15 protein-coding genes are annotated in these 16,245 nt (G+C 38.3%); 10 read left to right on the top strand and 5 right to left on the bottom strand.

Annotated features, from left to right (window positions below):
* Positions 1 to 31 precede the first annotated feature (31 nt).
* The 4 genes from IWC72_RS00580 to IWC72_RS00565 all read left to right on the top strand — a co-directional run bounded on the left by IWC72_RS00580 (position 32) and on the right by IWC72_RS00565 (position 6,392).
* Positions 32 to 460, top strand: a complete 429-nt coding sequence (locus tag IWC72_RS00580; RefSeq protein ID WP_194528490.1) for a hypothetical protein — start codon at positions 32 to 34, stop codon at positions 458 to 460.
* 145 nt (positions 461 to 605) lie between these two features.
* Positions 606 to 1,688: an efflux RND transporter periplasmic adaptor subunit gene (locus IWC72_RS00575; RefSeq protein ID WP_194528489.1), complete on the top strand. Its 1,083-nt coding sequence runs from the start codon at positions 606 to 608 to the stop codon at positions 1,686 to 1,688.
* 24 nt (positions 1,689 to 1,712) lie between these two features.
* Complete coding sequence (locus IWC72_RS00570; protein ID WP_194528488.1) at positions 1,713 to 4,961, top strand: efflux RND transporter permease subunit; 3,249 nt, start codon at positions 1,713 to 1,715, stop codon at positions 4,959 to 4,961.
* A 3-nt stretch (positions 4,962 to 4,964) separates the two neighbouring features.
* Positions 4,965 to 6,392: a TolC family protein gene (locus IWC72_RS00565; RefSeq protein WP_194528487.1), complete on the top strand. Its 1,428-nt coding sequence runs from the start codon at positions 4,965 to 4,967 to the stop codon at positions 6,390 to 6,392.
* 81 nt (positions 6,393 to 6,473) lie between these two features.
* Here the strand turns inward: IWC72_RS00565 and IWC72_RS00560 are convergent, their stop codons facing one another.
* Positions 6,474 to 7,388 (bottom strand): SMP-30/gluconolactonase/LRE family protein, encoded by a 915-nt coding sequence (locus IWC72_RS00560; protein ID WP_194528486.1) that lies wholly within the window; start codon positions 7,386 to 7,388, stop codon positions 6,474 to 6,476.
* A gap of 1 nt (position 7,389) precedes the next feature.
* Positions 7,390 to 8,229, bottom strand: a complete 840-nt coding sequence (locus IWC72_RS00555) for a sugar phosphate isomerase/epimerase family protein (RefSeq protein WP_194528485.1) — start codon at positions 8,227 to 8,229, stop codon at positions 7,390 to 7,392.
* A 99-nt stretch (positions 8,230 to 8,328) separates the two neighbouring features.
* Here IWC72_RS00555 and mazG point away from each other — a divergent pair, with 99 nt between their 5' ends.
* The 5 genes from mazG (at position 8,329) to IWC72_RS00530 (ending at position 13,003) form a co-directional block, all read left to right on the top strand.
* Complete coding sequence (mazG, locus tag IWC72_RS00550; RefSeq protein WP_194528484.1) at positions 8,329 to 9,114, top strand: nucleoside triphosphate pyrophosphohydrolase; 786 nt, start codon at positions 8,329 to 8,331, stop codon at positions 9,112 to 9,114.
* Positions 9,115 to 9,177: 63 nt separating this feature from the next.
* The gene (locus tag IWC72_RS00545) at positions 9,178 to 10,548 is read left to right on the top strand and encodes an MATE family efflux transporter (RefSeq protein WP_194528483.1); all 1,371 of its coding nucleotides are present in this window, start codon (positions 9,178 to 9,180) and stop codon (positions 10,546 to 10,548) included.
* A gap of 1 nt (position 10,549) precedes the next feature.
* Positions 10,550 to 10,777 carry a hypothetical protein gene (locus IWC72_RS00540; RefSeq protein WP_194524319.1) on the top strand — a complete coding sequence of 76 codons (228 nt, stop codon included), beginning with the start codon at positions 10,550 to 10,552 and terminating at the stop codon, positions 10,775 to 10,777.
* 5 nt (positions 10,778 to 10,782) lie between these two features.
* Positions 10,783 to 11,358, top strand: coding sequence for a phosphatase PAP2 family protein (locus IWC72_RS00535; RefSeq protein ID WP_194528482.1), 576 nt, complete (start codon positions 10,783 to 10,785; stop codon positions 11,356 to 11,358).
* Positions 11,348 to 13,003, top strand: a complete 1,656-nt coding sequence (locus IWC72_RS00530) for an ArnT family glycosyltransferase (protein WP_194528481.1) — start codon at positions 11,348 to 11,350, stop codon at positions 13,001 to 13,003. The genes IWC72_RS00535 and IWC72_RS00530 overlap by 11 nt, the downstream gene beginning before the upstream one ends.
* Positions 13,004 to 13,019: 16 nt before the next feature.
* Here the strand turns inward: IWC72_RS00530 and IWC72_RS00525 are convergent, their stop codons facing one another.
* From IWC72_RS00525 to IWC72_RS00515, 3 genes are read right to left on the bottom strand one after another with little or no spacing between them, the layout of a single operon-like run.
* On the bottom strand, positions 13,020 to 13,982 hold the full coding sequence (locus tag IWC72_RS00525) for a glycosyltransferase family 2 protein (RefSeq protein WP_194528480.1): 963 nt from the start codon (positions 13,980 to 13,982) through the stop codon (positions 13,020 to 13,022).
* A gap of 40 nt (positions 13,983 to 14,022) precedes the next feature.
* Complete coding sequence (meaB, locus tag IWC72_RS00520) at positions 14,023 to 15,066, bottom strand: methylmalonyl Co-A mutase-associated GTPase MeaB (protein WP_226979456.1); 1,044 nt, start codon at positions 15,064 to 15,066, stop codon at positions 14,023 to 14,025.
* Between the two features lie 2 nt (positions 15,067 to 15,068).
* Positions 15,069 to 15,629, bottom strand: coding sequence for a DUF2911 domain-containing protein (locus IWC72_RS00515; RefSeq protein WP_194524315.1), 561 nt, complete (start codon positions 15,627 to 15,629; stop codon positions 15,069 to 15,071).
* Positions 15,630 to 15,782: 153 nt separating this feature from the next.
* On the opposite strand from IWC72_RS00515, the gene IWC72_RS00510 reads away from it, so the two are divergent.
* Positions 15,783 to 16,208 carry an organic hydroperoxide resistance protein gene (locus IWC72_RS00510; protein WP_194528479.1) on the top strand — a complete coding sequence of 142 codons (426 nt, stop codon included), beginning with the start codon at positions 15,783 to 15,785 and terminating at the stop codon, positions 16,206 to 16,208.
* Positions 16,209 to 16,245 lie beyond the last annotated feature (37 nt).

Raw genomic sequence — 16,245 nt, 5'->3', positions numbered from 1 at the left:
CATTAAGAGTGTGCAGTAGTTTTGCTGCCAGATGAAAAAATGGTTTTCAAAATATTTTTTATCTCTGTGTATTCTTCTATTAGGCGTTTGTAGCCAGGCAACGGCAAATTCAGCTTATGGGAATGGTATAGATATAAATACAGGACATCATATTGAAAATGATGCTACAACTGTTAAACCAGAGGAGTATATTCCATCTGGCTTAACATCGTATTCTTCTGAAAAACAACGTAATAGCAAAATTGAAGTTACGGATGAGCAAGAAGAAGAGGAAGAAAATGAACCAACGTTATCTGAAAAAGAATTAAGGGAATATAACTCTTCTTCTATATTTTCTAGGTTTTACAAAACGGGTTATTTTTTTCACCTGATTAAGAACCAATTTACTTTTTACGAGCATTTTACCTACCTGTCTACTTATAAGACACTACACCTTATATTCAGCGTTCTACAGCTGTGATTTTGAGGCTACGTTCGGCACATTCTATTACGTCGGACTTTTCTTTTTTAGTGCTAAGCGGAAAATTAAGGGCACTAGAAAAACCACCTCAATGATGTTCTAAAACATCAACATAAACCATTATCAAAACTAAAAATATTAAGTAATGAGAAGAATTTTCATGCTCATAAGCTTGTCTGCGCTATTGTTTCATTCAAGTTGTCAATCAGAGAAAAAACATAAAGAAAAAGAAGCAAAATATCTAGTTACCAATCCCATAATGATGGATACTACAATAACTAAAAATTATGTCTGTCAAATACATTCTTACCGAAATATAGAACTTAGGGCCCTAGAGAAGGGATATTTAAAAACCATTTTTGTGGACGAAGGGCAGCACGTTAAAAAAGGCCAGCCTATGTTCAAAATTATGGATAAAGTCTACAAATCTGAGTTGCAGAGGGCCGATGCCGAAGCAGAAGTAGCTAAAATTGAATATAACAATACCCAATTATTGGCAGATAGCGACGTAGTATCTCCTAATGAACTTGCCATGAGCAAGGCCAAATATGAAAAAGCGAAAGCAGAGGTTGCTATGGCCCAAACACATTTGGGTTTTACGGATATTAGAGCTCCTTTTGATGGAATAATAGACCACCTTTTGGTAAGAGAAGGTAGCTTATTAGATGAAGGAGAACTCCTGACCTCTCTATCGGACAATAGCAAAATGTGGGTTTACTTTAATGTATCCGAAGCGGAATATCTGAATTATGCTTTAAGCGGAAATTCTGAAAATAAAGTCAAGGTAGAACTACTTATGGCCAATAATCAGAATTTTGACCAAGTAGGAACCGTAGAGACCATAGAGGGCGAATTTAACAATGAGACCGGAAATATTGCATTTAGAGCCACTTTTCCTAACCCTAGTGGTCTTTTACGGCACGGGGAAACAGGTAATATTCTAATGAAACTGCCATTAAAAGATGTCTTGATTATTCCTCAAAAAGCAACATTCGAAGTTCTTGATAAGAAATTTGTGTTTGTGCTTGATGATAATAATATAGTTCATAGAAAAGAAATAACGGTTAGCTCAGAATTACCACACTTGTTTGTGGTACAAGATGGATTATCTAAAGACGATAAAGTTTTACTTGAAGGTATTCGATTGGTAAAGGAGGGTAGTCACATAGAGCCTGATTTCATGGCACCCAAAAAACAAATGGCTCATCTTGATCTCTACGCGGAGTAATATCGAACCTTAAATACCAAAAATATGTTCAGTAAATTTATAAAACGGCCAGTTCTGGCTATTGTAATTTCGGTAATTATTGTTTTTGTGGGGCTCTTGTCCATTAAACAATTGCCTATATCACAGTTTCCGCAAATTGCCCCTACAACAGTAAATATATTCATTGCATACCCGGGAGCAAGTGCAGATGTATTGGTGAAATCTACTCTAATACCAATTGAAACGGCCATTAACGGAGTACAGGATATGCGCTATATTGCATCTGATGCCACGAGTGCAGGAGAAGGAACCCTTCGTATTATTTTTGAACCCGGAACCGACCCAAACGAAGCGGTAGTAAGGGTAAAGACCAGGGTGGATCAGGTTATGCCTCTTTTGCCTCCATTGGTCCAAAGAGAAGGTGTAATCATTACACCAGTGCAACCTAGTATGTTAATGTACGTGAATCTCTTTAGCTCTTCTAAAAAGAACGATGAAAAGTTTTTGTACAACTATGCCTATACCAAAATAGTACCTGAGATTCAGCGTATAACCGGTGTTGCCAGTGCTAAAATATTGGGTAGTAGAAAATATGCCATGCGGGTTTGGTTAAAACCGGACCGTATGCGTGCGTACAATATTTCCGCAGAGGAAGTTTTAGAGGCCATGGATGAGCAAAGCGTTATTGCCAGGCCGGGGCGTTTGGGGCGTAGTTCGGGTAAAAAATCCCAGGCGCTGGAGTATGTTCTTACTTATGAGGGCCGCTATAATGAGGCGGATCAGTATAAGGATATAATTATAAAGGCTAACGAAGAGGGGGAGATACTCACGTTAAAAGATATTGCAGATGTAGAATTGGGAAGTGAGTTTTTTGACATATACTCCAATTTAGATGGGAAACCATCGGCATCTATAGTTCTTAAGCAGACTTTTGGGAGTAATGCCAGTGATGTTATTGATTCCGTAAAAGATAAATTAAAGGAACTCAAAGAAAACTTGCCTCCTGGCATTGATTACCAAATTAGTTATGATGTATCCAACTTTTTAGATGCTTCTATAGAACAGGTTGTTCATACGTTGCGTGATGCCTTTATTTTGGTGGCAATCGTTGTGTTTCTTTTCTTAGGAGACTGGCGTTCTACTCTTATTCCTATAATTGCCGTACCTGTATCTTTGATAGGGGCATTTTTTGTAATGCAGCTCTTTGGACTGTCCATTAACTTAATAACTCTCTTTGCCCTGGTTTTGGCGATTGGTATTGTAGTGGATGATGCCATTGTTGTTGTGGAGGCGGTCCATGCCAAGATGGAGGAAGAACATCTAAAGCCGTATGAAGCGGTCAAACAGGTGATTGGGGAAATTGGGGGAGCTATTATAGCTATTACCATGGTAATGGTTTCTGTATTTGTGCCTATCTCTTTTATGACCGGTCCTGTAGGGGTGTTTTATCGCCAGTTTAGTATTACCATGGCGGGTTCCATTATTATTTCGGCTATCGTAGCACTTACACTTACTCCGGTATTGTGTGCCATGATATTGAAAAATAACCACGGTGAAAAAAGAAAAAAATCCCTTGTTGACCGTTTTATAGATTGGTTCAATAGAGGGTTTGAAAAACTTACAGGGAGGTATGTAAATGTGCTGAAATATATTGTAAACAGGCGCGTGGTTACATTTGGTCTTCTAATAGCGTTTTGTGTGGGTATATTCATTACCAACGAAACCTTGCCGGCAGGTTTTATTCCCAATGAAGATCAAGGAACTATATATGCCATTATTCAGACCCCACCGGGTGCTACATTGGAGCGTACCAATGAGGTAGCCCATAAATTACAGACATTATGTGAGGAAATGGATGCGGTAGAATCAGTGTCGTCATTAGCGGGTTATGAGATTATGACAGAAGGTCGTGGGTCCAATGCGGGTACCTGTTTGATCAATTTAAAACCTTGGTCTCAACGTCACGAATCCGTACATGAGGTCATGGAGGAACTTGAGGAAGAGAGTAAGGATTTAGGTGCGGTCATTGAGTTTTTTGAACCACCAGCGGTACCTGGTTTTGGTTCTTCGGGTGGTTTTTCTATGCGTCTTTTGGATAAAACCGATAATACGGATTATCATGAATTTGAAAAGATAAACAATGAATTTATTGATGCGCTTAGTAAAAGGGAAGAGCTTACCGGGCTCTTTACTTTTTTTGCGGCTAATTACCCTCAATATGAGCTAATAGTTGATAATAAAGCGGCAATGCAAAAGGGAGTTTCCATTGGTAAGGCTATGGAAAACCTGAATATTTTAATTGGTAGTACCTATGAGCAAGGCTTTATAAAGTATGGGCGTTTCTTTAAGGTGTATACGCAAGCGGCACCAGAATATAGGCGTATGCCATCTGACCTGGAACAACTTTTTGTGAAGAACGAAAAAGGTGAAATGGTGTCTTATTCTTCGTTTATGAAGCTTGAAAAGCGTTTGGGGCCTAATGAGATTACACGCTACAATCTGTATAATTCAGCTGCTATTAGAGGTCTACCTGCTGCTGGGTTTACTAGTGGAGATGCCATTAAGGCCATTCGTCAAGTAGCAGAAGAAAGTCTGCCCAATGGTTTTGATATTGCTTGGGAGGGTCTTTCATATGATGAGGCTCAAAGAGGTAATGATTCCATATACATATTTGTAGTGGTATTGATTTTTGTTTATTTGGTCTTAGCCGCTCAATACGAAAGCTTTCTGTTGCCATTGGCCGTGATTTTATCTCTTCCAGTTGGGATATTCGGATCATTCCTGCTCCTTAAGGGTATGGGCCTCGCTAATGATGTATATGCTCAAATAGGTTTGATTATGTTGGTGGGTTTATTGGGTAAAAATGCGGTGCTAATCGTAGAGTTTGCGGTCCAAAAAAGAAATGAAGGTGCAACTATTCTTGATGCGGCTATTGAAGGTGCAAAAATGCGTTTCAGACCTATATTGATGACTTCTTTTGCCTTTGTGGCAGGGCTGATTCCTTTAGTAGTAGCAACTGGTGCCGGAGCCATAGGAAACCGAACCATAGGAGGTTCAGCCATGGGAGGTATGTTGTTGGGTACGTTGTTAGGTGTTTTAATAATACCTGGCCTGTACTACGTCTTTGCTAAAATGGCTGATGGTCGTACTCTTATCAAAGACGAAAATACCGAACCTTTTTCGGAAGGTTTCATTAGAACTTCAGAAGAGCAAAGTGTTACACAAGAAGAGATGAGTAAGCTTCGTAGAATGATAAAAAGAATCCTATCTCTAAAGAAAAAATCAAAAAACTAAAAGATGATACGACATATTAAAATTGTGGTTTTCCTGTGTGCAGTCGTGATATTGCATTCATGTGTACCCACTAAAACCGTTCGTGAAGCGGATACTACAGTTCCCGATCAATATGAGGGTGCAACCGGTGATAGTTCCAATACCGCTTCGGTAAAGTGGAGGGATTATTTTAAGGATGAACACCTTAGTTCCCTTATTGAAATTGCACTACAGAACAATCAAGAACTCAATATTGTGCTGCAGGAAATAGCAGTGGCGCAGAGTGAGGTAAAGGAGAAAAAGGGGGAGTACCTTCCCTTTGTTAACCTACAGGCCGGTAGCGGATTGGAAAAGGTTGGCCGATATACCAGTCAGGGAGCAAGTGATGCGAATAATGATATTCGGCCGGGTGAGGAATTTCCAGAGCCTTTAGGTGATTTCTTAATTGAAGCTCGGGCCAATTGGGAGATAGATATTTGGCATAAGCTAAGAAATGCCAAAAAAGCTGCGGTTATGCGTTACCTATCTTCGGTAGAAGGACGGAACTTTATGGTAACCAATCTTATCTCCGAGATAGCAAATTCATATTATGAGTTGTTGGCTCTGGACAATCAAATGGCTATAATAAAGCAGAACATAGGTATTCAGAGCAATGCTTTAAAAATTGTAAAAATTCAAAAAGCAGCGGCAAAAGCAAATGAACTGGCTGTTAAAAAGTTTGAAGCAGAAGTTTTTCACACCAAGAGTTTACAGTTCGAGATTCAACAGGAAATCGTCCAAAAGGAAAATGAAATCAATTTCTTGTTAGGGCGATACCCCCAGCCTATAGCTAGGGATTATGACGGATTTGAAACCTTGGTTCCGGAAACAGTGCACTTAGGCCTGCCTTCTGAATTACTGGCAAACCGTCCGGATGTAAAACAGGCAGAACTTGATTTATTGGCGGCAAAGCTAGATGTAAAGGTTGCTAAAGCAAGATTTTATCCTTCTCTAGGGCTATCTGCAGGAATTGGGTTTCAGTCTTTTAACACGGAGTATTTGTTAGAGACTCCTCAATCTCTTATTTATTCGGTATTTGGGGAATTAACGGCACCTTTGATCAATAGAAATGCAATTAAAGCGGCATATACCGGTGCCAGTGCTAAGCAGCTGCAAGCGGTCTATACTTATGAACAGACCATTTTGAATGCGTATGTAGAGGTTGTAAATCAATTGGCGAAAATAGATAATTTCGAAAAAAGTTACGATTTAAGGTCTAAAGAGGTTGATGCACTAACAGCTTCGATTGATATTTCAAACCGACTTTTTAGGTCTGCCAGAGCAGATTATATGGAAGTTTTGCTTACACAACGTGATGCTCTAGAAGCTCGGGTAGAACTTGTAGAGACCAAGCAAAAACAAATGAACGCGGTAGTTAACGTGTACCGTGCTTTAGGTGGAGGTTGGAATTAGTTTTAGGAATACAATAGTGTAATTGAAAAAGCCATTTCACCTTATGTGAAATGGCTTTTTTATGTTTTAACGAATGGAAAACTATCGTACACCATGCACGTTCATGGCTAATGTATAAACAGAATCCATTGCTGTAATAAAAAGTATGTTTTGGTCAGGTCCGCCAAAAGTTACATTGGCCGTCCAACTTTCGGGAACCGCAATATGTTCTATTTGTTCACCTTTGGAATTAAATACGGTAACCCCGTCTCCGGTAAGATACACATTGCCTTGGTTGTCTATGGTCATACCATCAGAGCCCATATCGGCAAACAATTTTTTGTTAGATAAAACTCCATTGGAAGATATGGTGTAGACGTAGGTCTTTTTTGCACCATTATCCGAAACGTATAAGAGTTTACCATCTGGTGATCCAATTATTCCATTAGGTTGTTCAAAATTATCATCGGCTACAATTTTTGGCGTTGAGCTTCTTTTTGAAAGGTAATATACCCTTCTGGCGGTTTGTTCCGGTTCCGTATGTTTCCACCAAGACCTTTTGTAAAACGGGTCGGTAAAATAAATCCCTCCCACTAAATCAACCCAAATGTCATTGGGGCCATTTAACTTTTTTTCTTCGTAATCATCAATTAGTACGGTTATTTTTTTATCGGGAGCAATACGCCAGAGTTCGTTTTTCTCATCGGCGGCAGCCAAAAGATTACCGTCATGGTCAAAATAGAGTCCGTTTGCACGTCCTGAAGGCTTCATATAGTCCGTAACGGTATTGCTTGCAGCATCCCATTTTACAATTCGGTCATTGGGCTGGTCCGTGAAATAAATATCTCCGTTCGCATCAACTGCAGGACCTTCGGTAAATTTATATTCATCGGAAACCAATGTTAACTCTGCATCTTTGGCAATGATGTCTTCGGCTTTCTTTTGTTGTGCTTTGCAAGATGAAAAGCCTAATAAAATAAATGCGGATAATAGGGAAGGTATGCTGTAGTTTCTCATATTATAATGCTTTTAAAAATGTCATGTTCTCCTTCATGCTTTCCATTGGGGTACTTGTATATTCTTCCTGTTCTATAAAAATATGTTCTACACCTGAGGCCGATTTATTCGCCATCATAGTAGCGATATCAAGACCTCCTTTTCCAAATTCGGTACTGATTTTTTCATTCATATCCATATCCTTCAAATGCCATAGCGGAAAACGCTTAGGGTATTTTTTAAAATAATGTAAAGGGTCTTTTTCAGCAACGACCACCCATCCTAAATCTAATTCCATATATACCAGGTCAGGGTCTGTATTATCCATTAAAACATCATAAAGGACTTCGCCTTTATCAGACTCAAATTCATATTCATGATTATGATAACCGAATTTCAACCCCAATTTTTTACAAGCTTTTCCAGCTTCGTTAAAAGCATCGGCCACTTTTTTATAATTCTCAATATTCTGACCTTTACTAGGCAGGGAAGAGCAAATAACATACTCTTGACCGGATTCAACGGCTTGGCGCATGGTATCATCAAAATTTTTGTCCAAAGCCACATGGCCACTGCAAAGTTTCATATCTAAGCTGTCGCAAGTTTCTTTCATTTCTTTTGGTGAAAGTCCATAATATAAGCCTTCTTTACTTCGTGCGGATTCTATTTTTTTTATACCGATGGACGCAATCTGCTCTAGTGTGCCTTTGGCGTCTTTGGCCATTTCATCGCGAAAAGTATAGAGTTGCACACCAAATTGTTCATTGGGTGGTGTAGTAAAACCCATGGTAGGCAATAAAAGGCTTCCGGCGGCGGCCAAGCCGGATTGCTTCAAAAAAAATCTTCTGTTTGTGTGATTCATAATTGGGTCTAGTTGAGTCTTTCTAAAGACTTCTAAAATACTCTAAATTTTCCACACGTTAAAGGGTGGGTCTTTGTACTTTTACGCAAATTTTTGGGTATGAACACAAGACAGCAAAAACTAGAGGCATTTGATCGTTTGTTGACCATTATGGATGAGCTGCGTGAGCAGTGTCCGTGGGATAAAAAACAGACTATGAAAACTCTGCGTCACCTGACTATAGAAGAGACGTATGAGCTTGGTGATGCTATCCTTGATGATGATTTGGAGGAAGTAAAAAAAGAGTTGGGCGATGTTCTGCTACATATTGTTTTTTACTCAAAAATTGGGAGTGAGACCAATGATTTTGATATAGCGGATGTTTGCAACGAAATTTGTGAAAAGTTGATTAACCGCCATCCACACATTTACGGAGATGTAGAGGTAAGCAGTGAGGAAGATGTAAAGCGCAATTGGGAGAACATTAAGCTTAAAGAGGGTAAAGGTAAAAAGAGTGTTTTGGAAGGGGTACCTAATAGTTTACCTGCATTGGTTAAGGCTAGCCGTATCCAAGAAAAAGTAGCAGGCGTTGGTTTTGATTGGGAAAAACCCGAACAGGTTTGGGAAAAAGTACAGGAAGAACTGGCCGAATTGCAAGAAGAGGTGAGAATAAATGATCAGGATAAAATGGAATCCGAATTTGGTGATGTCATGTTCTCAATGGTGAATTATGCACGTTTTCTGAATATTAGTCCAGAAAATGCCTTGGAGCGTACTAATAAGAAGTTCATAGGGCGTTTTCAATATTTAGAAGCGAAAGCCAAGGAACTAGGAAAGGACATGAAAGATATGACGCTTTCCGAGATGGATGTTTTTTGGGACGAAGCCAAATTAGTGGAGAAGTAATATTCAAAAAATAAACCGACGAATAGGAGAAATATACTCGGTTTCACCTTAAACCAATCAGTTTTGTTTCAGCAATACACAAAAGAATTTAGGTATAATATAAAGCTATCGGTACCCGTAATATTGGGGATGTTAGGGCATACGTTTGTACAATTGGCAGACAATATTATGGTAGGTCAATTGGGGACGGCAGAATTGGCTGCGGTTTCATTGGGCAATAGTTTTGTTTTTATAGCAATGTCATTAGGGATTGGCTTTTCTACCGCTATTACTCCTCTGGTGGCAGAGGCAGACGGAGCGGGTAACAAGGCAGATGCAAAAAGTGCGTTAAAGCATGGTTTGGTCCTGTGTACGGTACTTAGTCTGGTTTTGTTCGGGATTATATTATTGGCAAAACCCTTAATGTATTCTATGCGGCAGTCCGAAGAGGTTGTCTCTTTAGCCTTGCCCTATTTGGATTTAGTAGCTTTTTCATTGGTGCCTTTAGTTGTTTTTCAGGCATTTAAGCAATTTTCTGAAGGACTTTCGCAAACCAAATACCCTATGTATGCCACGATTATGGCTAATGTGGTGAATATAACAATTAATTACTTATTGATTTTCGGTTCGTTCGGTTTTCCAAAAATGGGAATCGTAGGTGCGGCTATTGGTACGTTGGTTTCCAGGTTTTTAATGGTTGCTTATATCTGGTACCTGCTCAAGAGTAAAAAGAAATTCCATGACTATGTAACGGGATTCAATTGGAAGAATATTGAAAAAAAGGTAATCAAGAAAATTATAGACCTTGGTTTTCCATCGGCATTACAAATGTTTTTTGAGGTGGCCATTTTTACCGCTGCGATATGGCTAAGTGGAGTTTTGGGGAAGAATGCCCAAGCTGCCAATCAGATAGCCTTAAACTTAAGCAGTATGACTTTTATGTTCGGAATGGGGCTGGGAATTGCTGCTATGATTAGAGTAGGAAACCAAAAGGGGTTACGCAATTTTGTGGAATTAAGACGTATTGGGAAATCTATATTTTTTCTCACATTGCTATTGGAAATTGTTTTTGCGGCATTATTCTTATTGGGTAGGCATTGGTTTCCAACGCTATATTTAGATTTAGATGACGCTTTGAACGTGGTAGATAATATAGAGGTAATTGCCTTAGCTGCCGAGCTATTACTTGTTGCTGCTTTTTTTCAAATATCGGATGGGGTACAAGTGGTGGTTTTAGGTGCGCTACGTGGTTTACAAGATGTAAAAATACCAACACTCATTACCTTTATAGCCTATTGGGCAATAGGTTTCCCCGTAAGTTATTACTTAGGTTTGCATACGGAATTAGGAAGTACAGGTATTTGGATTGGTTTGTTGACCGGACTGAGTGCATCGGCTGTTATGTTGTATATTCGCTTCAATTATTTAACCAAAAAGTTAATAGTAAATTCATAAGATGGAATTCCCAAAGTTTTTGTTAGGAGATAACACAGATTATCCTACCGCTATATTTATTGTTCATACTGAATATCCTCGTTTTATCATCAATTTAGAAAATGATGAAGTGGAGTGGTTGGAAGACTTTTCTGCAGAAGATGAAAAAGAATTAGAATCTGAAGCTGAGGGGCTTATAGAACAAGCAACAGCCTTCTATGACCGAGAAGTTGCGAGATACGAAGAGTAGAAAGCATGTGGCAAGAACTTATTCAACATGATAAAGACCTGTTTCTATTTCTAAATAATTTAGGAACCGTACAATGGGATGCATTTTGGTTGTTCATTTCTAATAAGTTCAGTGCAATACCGCTTTACGCTGCATTATTATTCTTGGTATTCAAGACATTTGGACTAAAAAGAACACTGGTACTTTTAGTGGCCGTAGCGCTATTAATCGTAGTAACGGACCAATTAGGTAATTTCTTCAAATACGGGGTACAACGTTTACGCCCGTGCCATGACCCAAGTTTAGAGGGGCTGGTAAGGTTGGTGAAATCTTCGTGTGGAGGTAAGTTCGGTTATTTTTCTGCACATGCCTCTAACAGTTTTGCGGTTGCATTTTTCTTTACCTTACTACTTAAGCATAAGTATAGGTACATAGGGTTGTTTTTAATTTCATGGGCGCTTTTAGTGGCTTACAGTAGAATTTATTTAGGAGTTCACTTTCCTTTAGATGTATTAACGGGTGCGTTAATAGGGTTGTTTTTTAGTTGGTTGTTTTCAAAGTTATATATATTTGCAATTGAGAAATACTTAGATGATATCTAACCTAAGATACAGGTTTTTATTAGTACTAATTGTTCTGGTATACATAGCCGGAATGTTCGTGACGCTTTTTGAGAACGATTCCGCTCAGTTTGCTGTAATGGCCATGAGAATGGTACAAGAGAACGATTTCATCAACCTTATAAAAGGAGGCACTCAGTATCTAGATAAACCGCACTTACACTTTTGGCTAGCGGCCTTATCCTTTAAAATTTTTGGTCTTTTTGAATGGGCCTATAGAATACCGGCTATACTTGTTACATTACTTGGAGCCTATAGTTGCTACGGGTTAGGAAAACTTCTTTACAATACCAATACGGGAAAATTGGCGGCTCTAATTTTTATGACCGCACAGACTATCGTTTTGTCGGTAATTGATGTTCGTACAGATGCTGTTTTGGCTTCGTTTACTATTCTTGCTATATGGCAGTTTACGGCTTATGTTGAAAAAAGAAGCCTGCTTTCCATAGTTATTGGCGGATTGGCTGCAGGTTTGGCATTTTCCGCAAAAGGGCAAATTGCACTATTTGTAATTGGTGTAGCGCTAATATGTCATTTGGCATATACTAGAAAATGGGAAAGTGTTGTTAGCTGGAAAGTCTTGGAAGGACTTGCTTTTTTTAGCCTTGCCATTGCACCTATGCTTTATGCGTATTATCATCAATTTGATCTGCATCCGGAAAAGGTAATTCGAGGAACTTCTAATCGTAGCGGTATCCTTTTTATTTTCTGGGAACAGAGTTTAGAGCGTACGGGAGGAACTATGGGTGAGGCTTCCAAAGATTATTTTTTCTTTTTCCATACCTTTTTATGGGTCTTTCTCCCTTGGACGATTCCTGCAATTTTTGCTTTTGGATCAAGAATACGTAAGCTGTTTAAATCAAAATTCACCTATAACCCTAATTATGATTTTTTAACCATAGGGACTATAGCAGTATTTTTTATCGTGGCTAGCATCTCCCAATTTAAATTGCCACATTATCTTAATATAGTCATTCCGTTATTTGCCGTACTAACGGCGTCCTACATTAATCAGGTTATTCGAACAAAGAAGAAGAAAACGCTTAAGTTACTTTTGGGTTCGCAATATTTTGTTCTAAGTATAGTCTTCATTGCGGTGGTGTTTATTTGTTTTTATGTATTTCCGTTTGAAAACATATTTGTTTCTAGTATTCTGATGATTTTCTGTCTGATAATAATTTACTTTTGTTTAAAAAAGGAAGCTTATTTTCTGCGAATCATAACATTGTCAGTATGCAGTTCTTTATTGTTAAACGCTGTATTGAACCTTCATTTTTATCCCAATTTACTAGAGTATCAAGCCGGGTCTAATATGGCTGAGATAGTAGCGGATGAAGATATTCCAGTTGATGAAATCTATAAAATTTCTAATTATCATACCTGGTCACTCGATTTTTATAATCGATATCCGGTACAGTACACCTCCCTCAAGGCAATTGAAAATGAGGAAAATGCATGGCTCTATGCAAATGATAAGGATTTAGAAAGCATAAAAGCTGCTGGTCTTGATTGGGATCAACAGTTTACTGTGAAAGACTTCCGTATTTCACGGTTATCAGGTAGTTTTTTAAACCCGTCCACTAGAAAGGGGAAACTAAAAAAAATGCACCTTATCCATATCAGATAACGAGTGTATGAAACGGTTAGGGTTGGATTTGGTCTGCTATAGCTACATCCTTTACTCGGTAAGGTCGTTTCTTTTGTGATTCGTAATACGTACGTATCAAAAGCTCCATAACAATACCGATAGTAAATAGTTGAATACCGGCTAGGATAAACATCATACCGAACGTAAGCAATGGTCGTGAGCCAATATCCTCTCCCAGTCCAAATTTCACCACTAATAAGTATAGGTTGGTGATTATGCCTATTAAAATAAGAATGACACCAAAAATACCAAAGAAGTGGATGGGCCTCTGAAAGTACTTTCTAATGAAAAGCAGCAACATGATGTCTGCAACTACTTTAAAGACACGTTCCAATCCATATTTGGAGCTTCCTGCATGCCTAGCATGGTGTTTTACGGGAACTTGTTTAATGCGTGCTCCCTCAAAATGGGCCAACAAGGTTATAAAACGGTGCATTTCACCGTACAGGTTTAGGTCTTTTGCAATTTCCTTTGTGAAAACTTTTAAAGCACAGCCATTGTCCTTTATATCAAGTTTTGCCGTACGCCTAATCACGGCATTTGCTATTTTTGATGGGATTTTTTTTACAAAAGAATCTTTTCTTTTGGCACGAATACCGGTAACTACGTCATAATCATCGTTAACGACATAATGCAGCATGCCCGGAATATCCGATGGGTCGTTCTGCATATCACCGTCCATGGTAATGATATATTCGCCTTGGGCGTAATCAATACCTGCAGCTAAAGCTAGACTCTGTCCGTAATTTCTCTTGAGGCTGATAAGATGAACTTTATCATCTTTCATATCTTTAATTACCTTTCTTGTGCCATCAAACGAAAAATCGTCTATGTACACAATCTGATAGTTATAGCCAGTTAGACTTTCATGTATTTTTTCTGTGAGTAAGACAACATTTTCAGACTCGTTAAAAACGGGAATGACAACAGATAACAGGGATGTGGTAACTAAATCCATTAAGATATAAGATATTAGCTGACAAAATTACGGTATTTAATTAAGAACGACTTTTAAAAACGGCTATCAATTTATCGGCGGCTAAAAAAGGAGAAATTTCTTTTGCAGCTATTTGTCTCAAAAACTCGTCTATTTTGCTTTTTACCTGTGTATGAGTATAGAAGTCGGATTTTAAGCGTTGTTCTATGGTATCATAAAGCCAATTCTTATTCTGTTGTTTGCGCCTGTTCTCAAAAAAGCCTGTTTCTTTGGCTTCTTTTATATATTCGGAAATTGTGCTCCAAACCTTCTCAACGCCTGTATTTTCTGTTGCGGAGCAATATAAAACTTTGGGTCTCCAGCCATTTTCTTTGGGTGGATATAATTTTAGGGCATTTTCAAATTCGTTTTTGGCAATTTTTGCATTCGCAATGTTATTACCATCGGCCTTATTGATAACAATGCTATCGGCCATTTCCATAATACCGCGTTTTATGCCTTGAAGTTCATCGCCTGCACCGGCTAGTTTTAGAAGAAGGAAAAAATCTACCATACCATGGACTGTAGTTTCATTTTGGCCAACCCCTACGGTTTCAATTAAAATAACAGAAAAACCTGCTGCTTCACATAAAATAATACTTTCTCTTGTTTTACGGGTAACCCCACCTAAAGAAAGTCCGGAAGGTGAAGGACGAATGAAAGCGTTTGGGTCTTTTGCCAGTGTTTCCATTCGTGTTTTATCCCCTAGAATACTTCCTTTACTTTGACTACTGGTTGGGTCTACGGTAAGTACGGCAACTTTGTTACCTTGTGACGTGAGTAGTTGTCCAAAAGTTTCAATGAATGTGCTTTTTCCTACTCCAGGGACTCCCGTAATACCAATACGAATGCTTTTAGGTTGTTTCTTTAAACATAGGGAAACCACCTCATTGGCTTCTGCAGTATGTTTTGAATGATTGCTTTCAATTAAAGTAATTGCTCGTCCAAGAGCAGTTTTGTCCCCCTTGCATAAGGCTTGAACCAATTTAGAAGGTTCCATAGGACTCTTCCTTTTTTTCTGAATTTCAGAAATACCTTTTTTATCTGTGTTTTTAGAATTGTCCAAATTTATTTACTAATGGGTACCTTAACTAGTGTTCTGTCCCAAGACATTAGCATATAGAGCTCATGCTGCATATCAAAATCTATTGTGAAATTTTCTATGGTTTCTGAGGTCTGCTCGGTAGGTATTTCAACTTCTATAAGGTCTTCTTCTATGATTCTGGTGGTTTCTTTTCCTCCACTTAAAATAGATACGCCCCAAGTAGGAATGTTTTTATTGAAGATAACTGACCAACTCTGTCGGCTAGGTCTAGTCCACAAAGAATATGTGCCAGCAGGAAGGTTTTTGCCTTCTATTTTAATATCGGTTTTAGTAGAAAATGTAGTAGGTTCATTCGCTCCAGTGCGCCAAACAACATCGTAAGGTACAAGTTCTCCAAATATAATTCTATCCTTTTTGGAGGGGCTAGAATAGTTTACGGATAAATCCAAACCATTTTTATCATAGGTAACCGTTTGTTCGGGACTATGTTTTTTGGTTTGAGTACGCATATAAGGGCTCACTACAAAAAAGAATAGAATACCTAATACTGCAAATACTATAAGAATCCATTTTAGAAATTTCATTGTAGAACAATTGGTTACTCTAAGTTACGAATTAGGTGCGTAATCGATTCTTTTTTTGACCATAAAGATGGTTTTCACAATAATTTAATAATCCATTTTAAGTTTTCACAAATGCTTGGCTTAACTTCATAAAGTAATCAAAACTTATACATAATGAAAACTATTTTTAAAACGGAAGCGACAAATACAGGAGGTAGAACTGGTCATGTAAAAAGTGATGATGGTGCCGTAGATTTAGATATTAAGATGCCTGGTGCGGATGGAAAAACTGATGGCAAATCTACCAATCCAGAACAACTATTTGCTGCAGCATACTCAACTTGTTTTGCGGGGGCTCTACAGGCTGTTGCAAAAGAACATGGTGTAGATGATTTGGGTGATTTTAGCGTAACGGCAATAATTGGTTTCAATAAAGGTGAAGATGGCTTTTTTATAGATGCAACTTTGGATTGTTTGTTGCCCACTGTGGATAAAGAAAAAGGCGAAGATTTAATTAATGCTGCTCATGAAATATGTCCTTATAGTAAAGCTACAAGAGATAATATTACTGTTGAATTGAATTTGATGGTTGAAGCATAGAGTATGTTTTCTGATTTTTTATGCCCTAAGGAAACTA

This window comes from Zobellia roscoffensis (assembly GCF_015330165.1).
Taxonomy (GTDB): Bacteria; Bacteroidota; Bacteroidia; order Flavobacteriales; family Flavobacteriaceae; genus Zobellia; species Zobellia roscoffensis.
The sequence above is the reverse complement of the archived record's forward strand: the minus strand, read 5'-3'. Positions and strand labels throughout refer to the sequence as shown.

Bases quoted from the DNA above. Each gene is read 5' to 3' on its own strand.
- IWC72_RS00535 (WP_194528482.1), top strand. From the start codon at position 10,783: ATGTGGCAAGAACTTATTCAACATGATAAAGACCTGTTTCTATTTCTA.
- IWC72_RS00575 (WP_194528489.1), top strand. From the start codon at position 606: ATGAGAAGAATTTTCATGCTCATAAGCTTGTCTGCGCTATTGTTTCAT.
- mazG (WP_194528484.1), top strand. From the start codon at position 8,329: ATGAACACAAGACAGCAAAAACTAGAGGCATTTGATCGTTTGTTGACC.
- IWC72_RS00525 (WP_194528480.1), bottom strand. From the start codon at position 13,982: ATGGATTTAGTTACCACATCCCTGTTATCTGTTGTCATTCCCGTTTTT.
- IWC72_RS00515 (WP_194524315.1), bottom strand. From the start codon at position 15,629: ATGAAATTTCTAAAATGGATTCTTATAGTATTTGCAGTATTAGGTATT.
- IWC72_RS00565 (WP_194528487.1), top strand. From the start codon at position 4,965: ATGATACGACATATTAAAATTGTGGTTTTCCTGTGTGCAGTCGTGATA.
- IWC72_RS00530 (WP_194528481.1), top strand. From the start codon at position 11,348: ATGATATCTAACCTAAGATACAGGTTTTTATTAGTACTAATTGTTCTG.
- IWC72_RS00560 (WP_194528486.1), bottom strand. From the start codon at position 7,388: ATGAGAAACTACAGCATACCTTCCCTATTATCCGCATTTATTTTATTA.
- IWC72_RS00540 (WP_194524319.1), top strand. From the start codon at position 10,550: ATGGAATTCCCAAAGTTTTTGTTAGGAGATAACACAGATTATCCTACC.
- IWC72_RS00570 (WP_194528488.1), top strand. From the start codon at position 1,713: ATGTTCAGTAAATTTATAAAACGGCCAGTTCTGGCTATTGTAATTTCG.
- IWC72_RS00555 (WP_194528485.1), bottom strand. From the start codon at position 8,229: ATGAATCACACAAACAGAAGATTTTTTTTGAAGCAATCCGGCTTGGCC.
- IWC72_RS00510 (WP_194528479.1), top strand. From the start codon at position 15,783: ATGAAAACTATTTTTAAAACGGAAGCGACAAATACAGGAGGTAGAACT.
- IWC72_RS00580 (WP_194528490.1), top strand. From the start codon at position 32: ATGAAAAAATGGTTTTCAAAATATTTTTTATCTCTGTGTATTCTTCTA.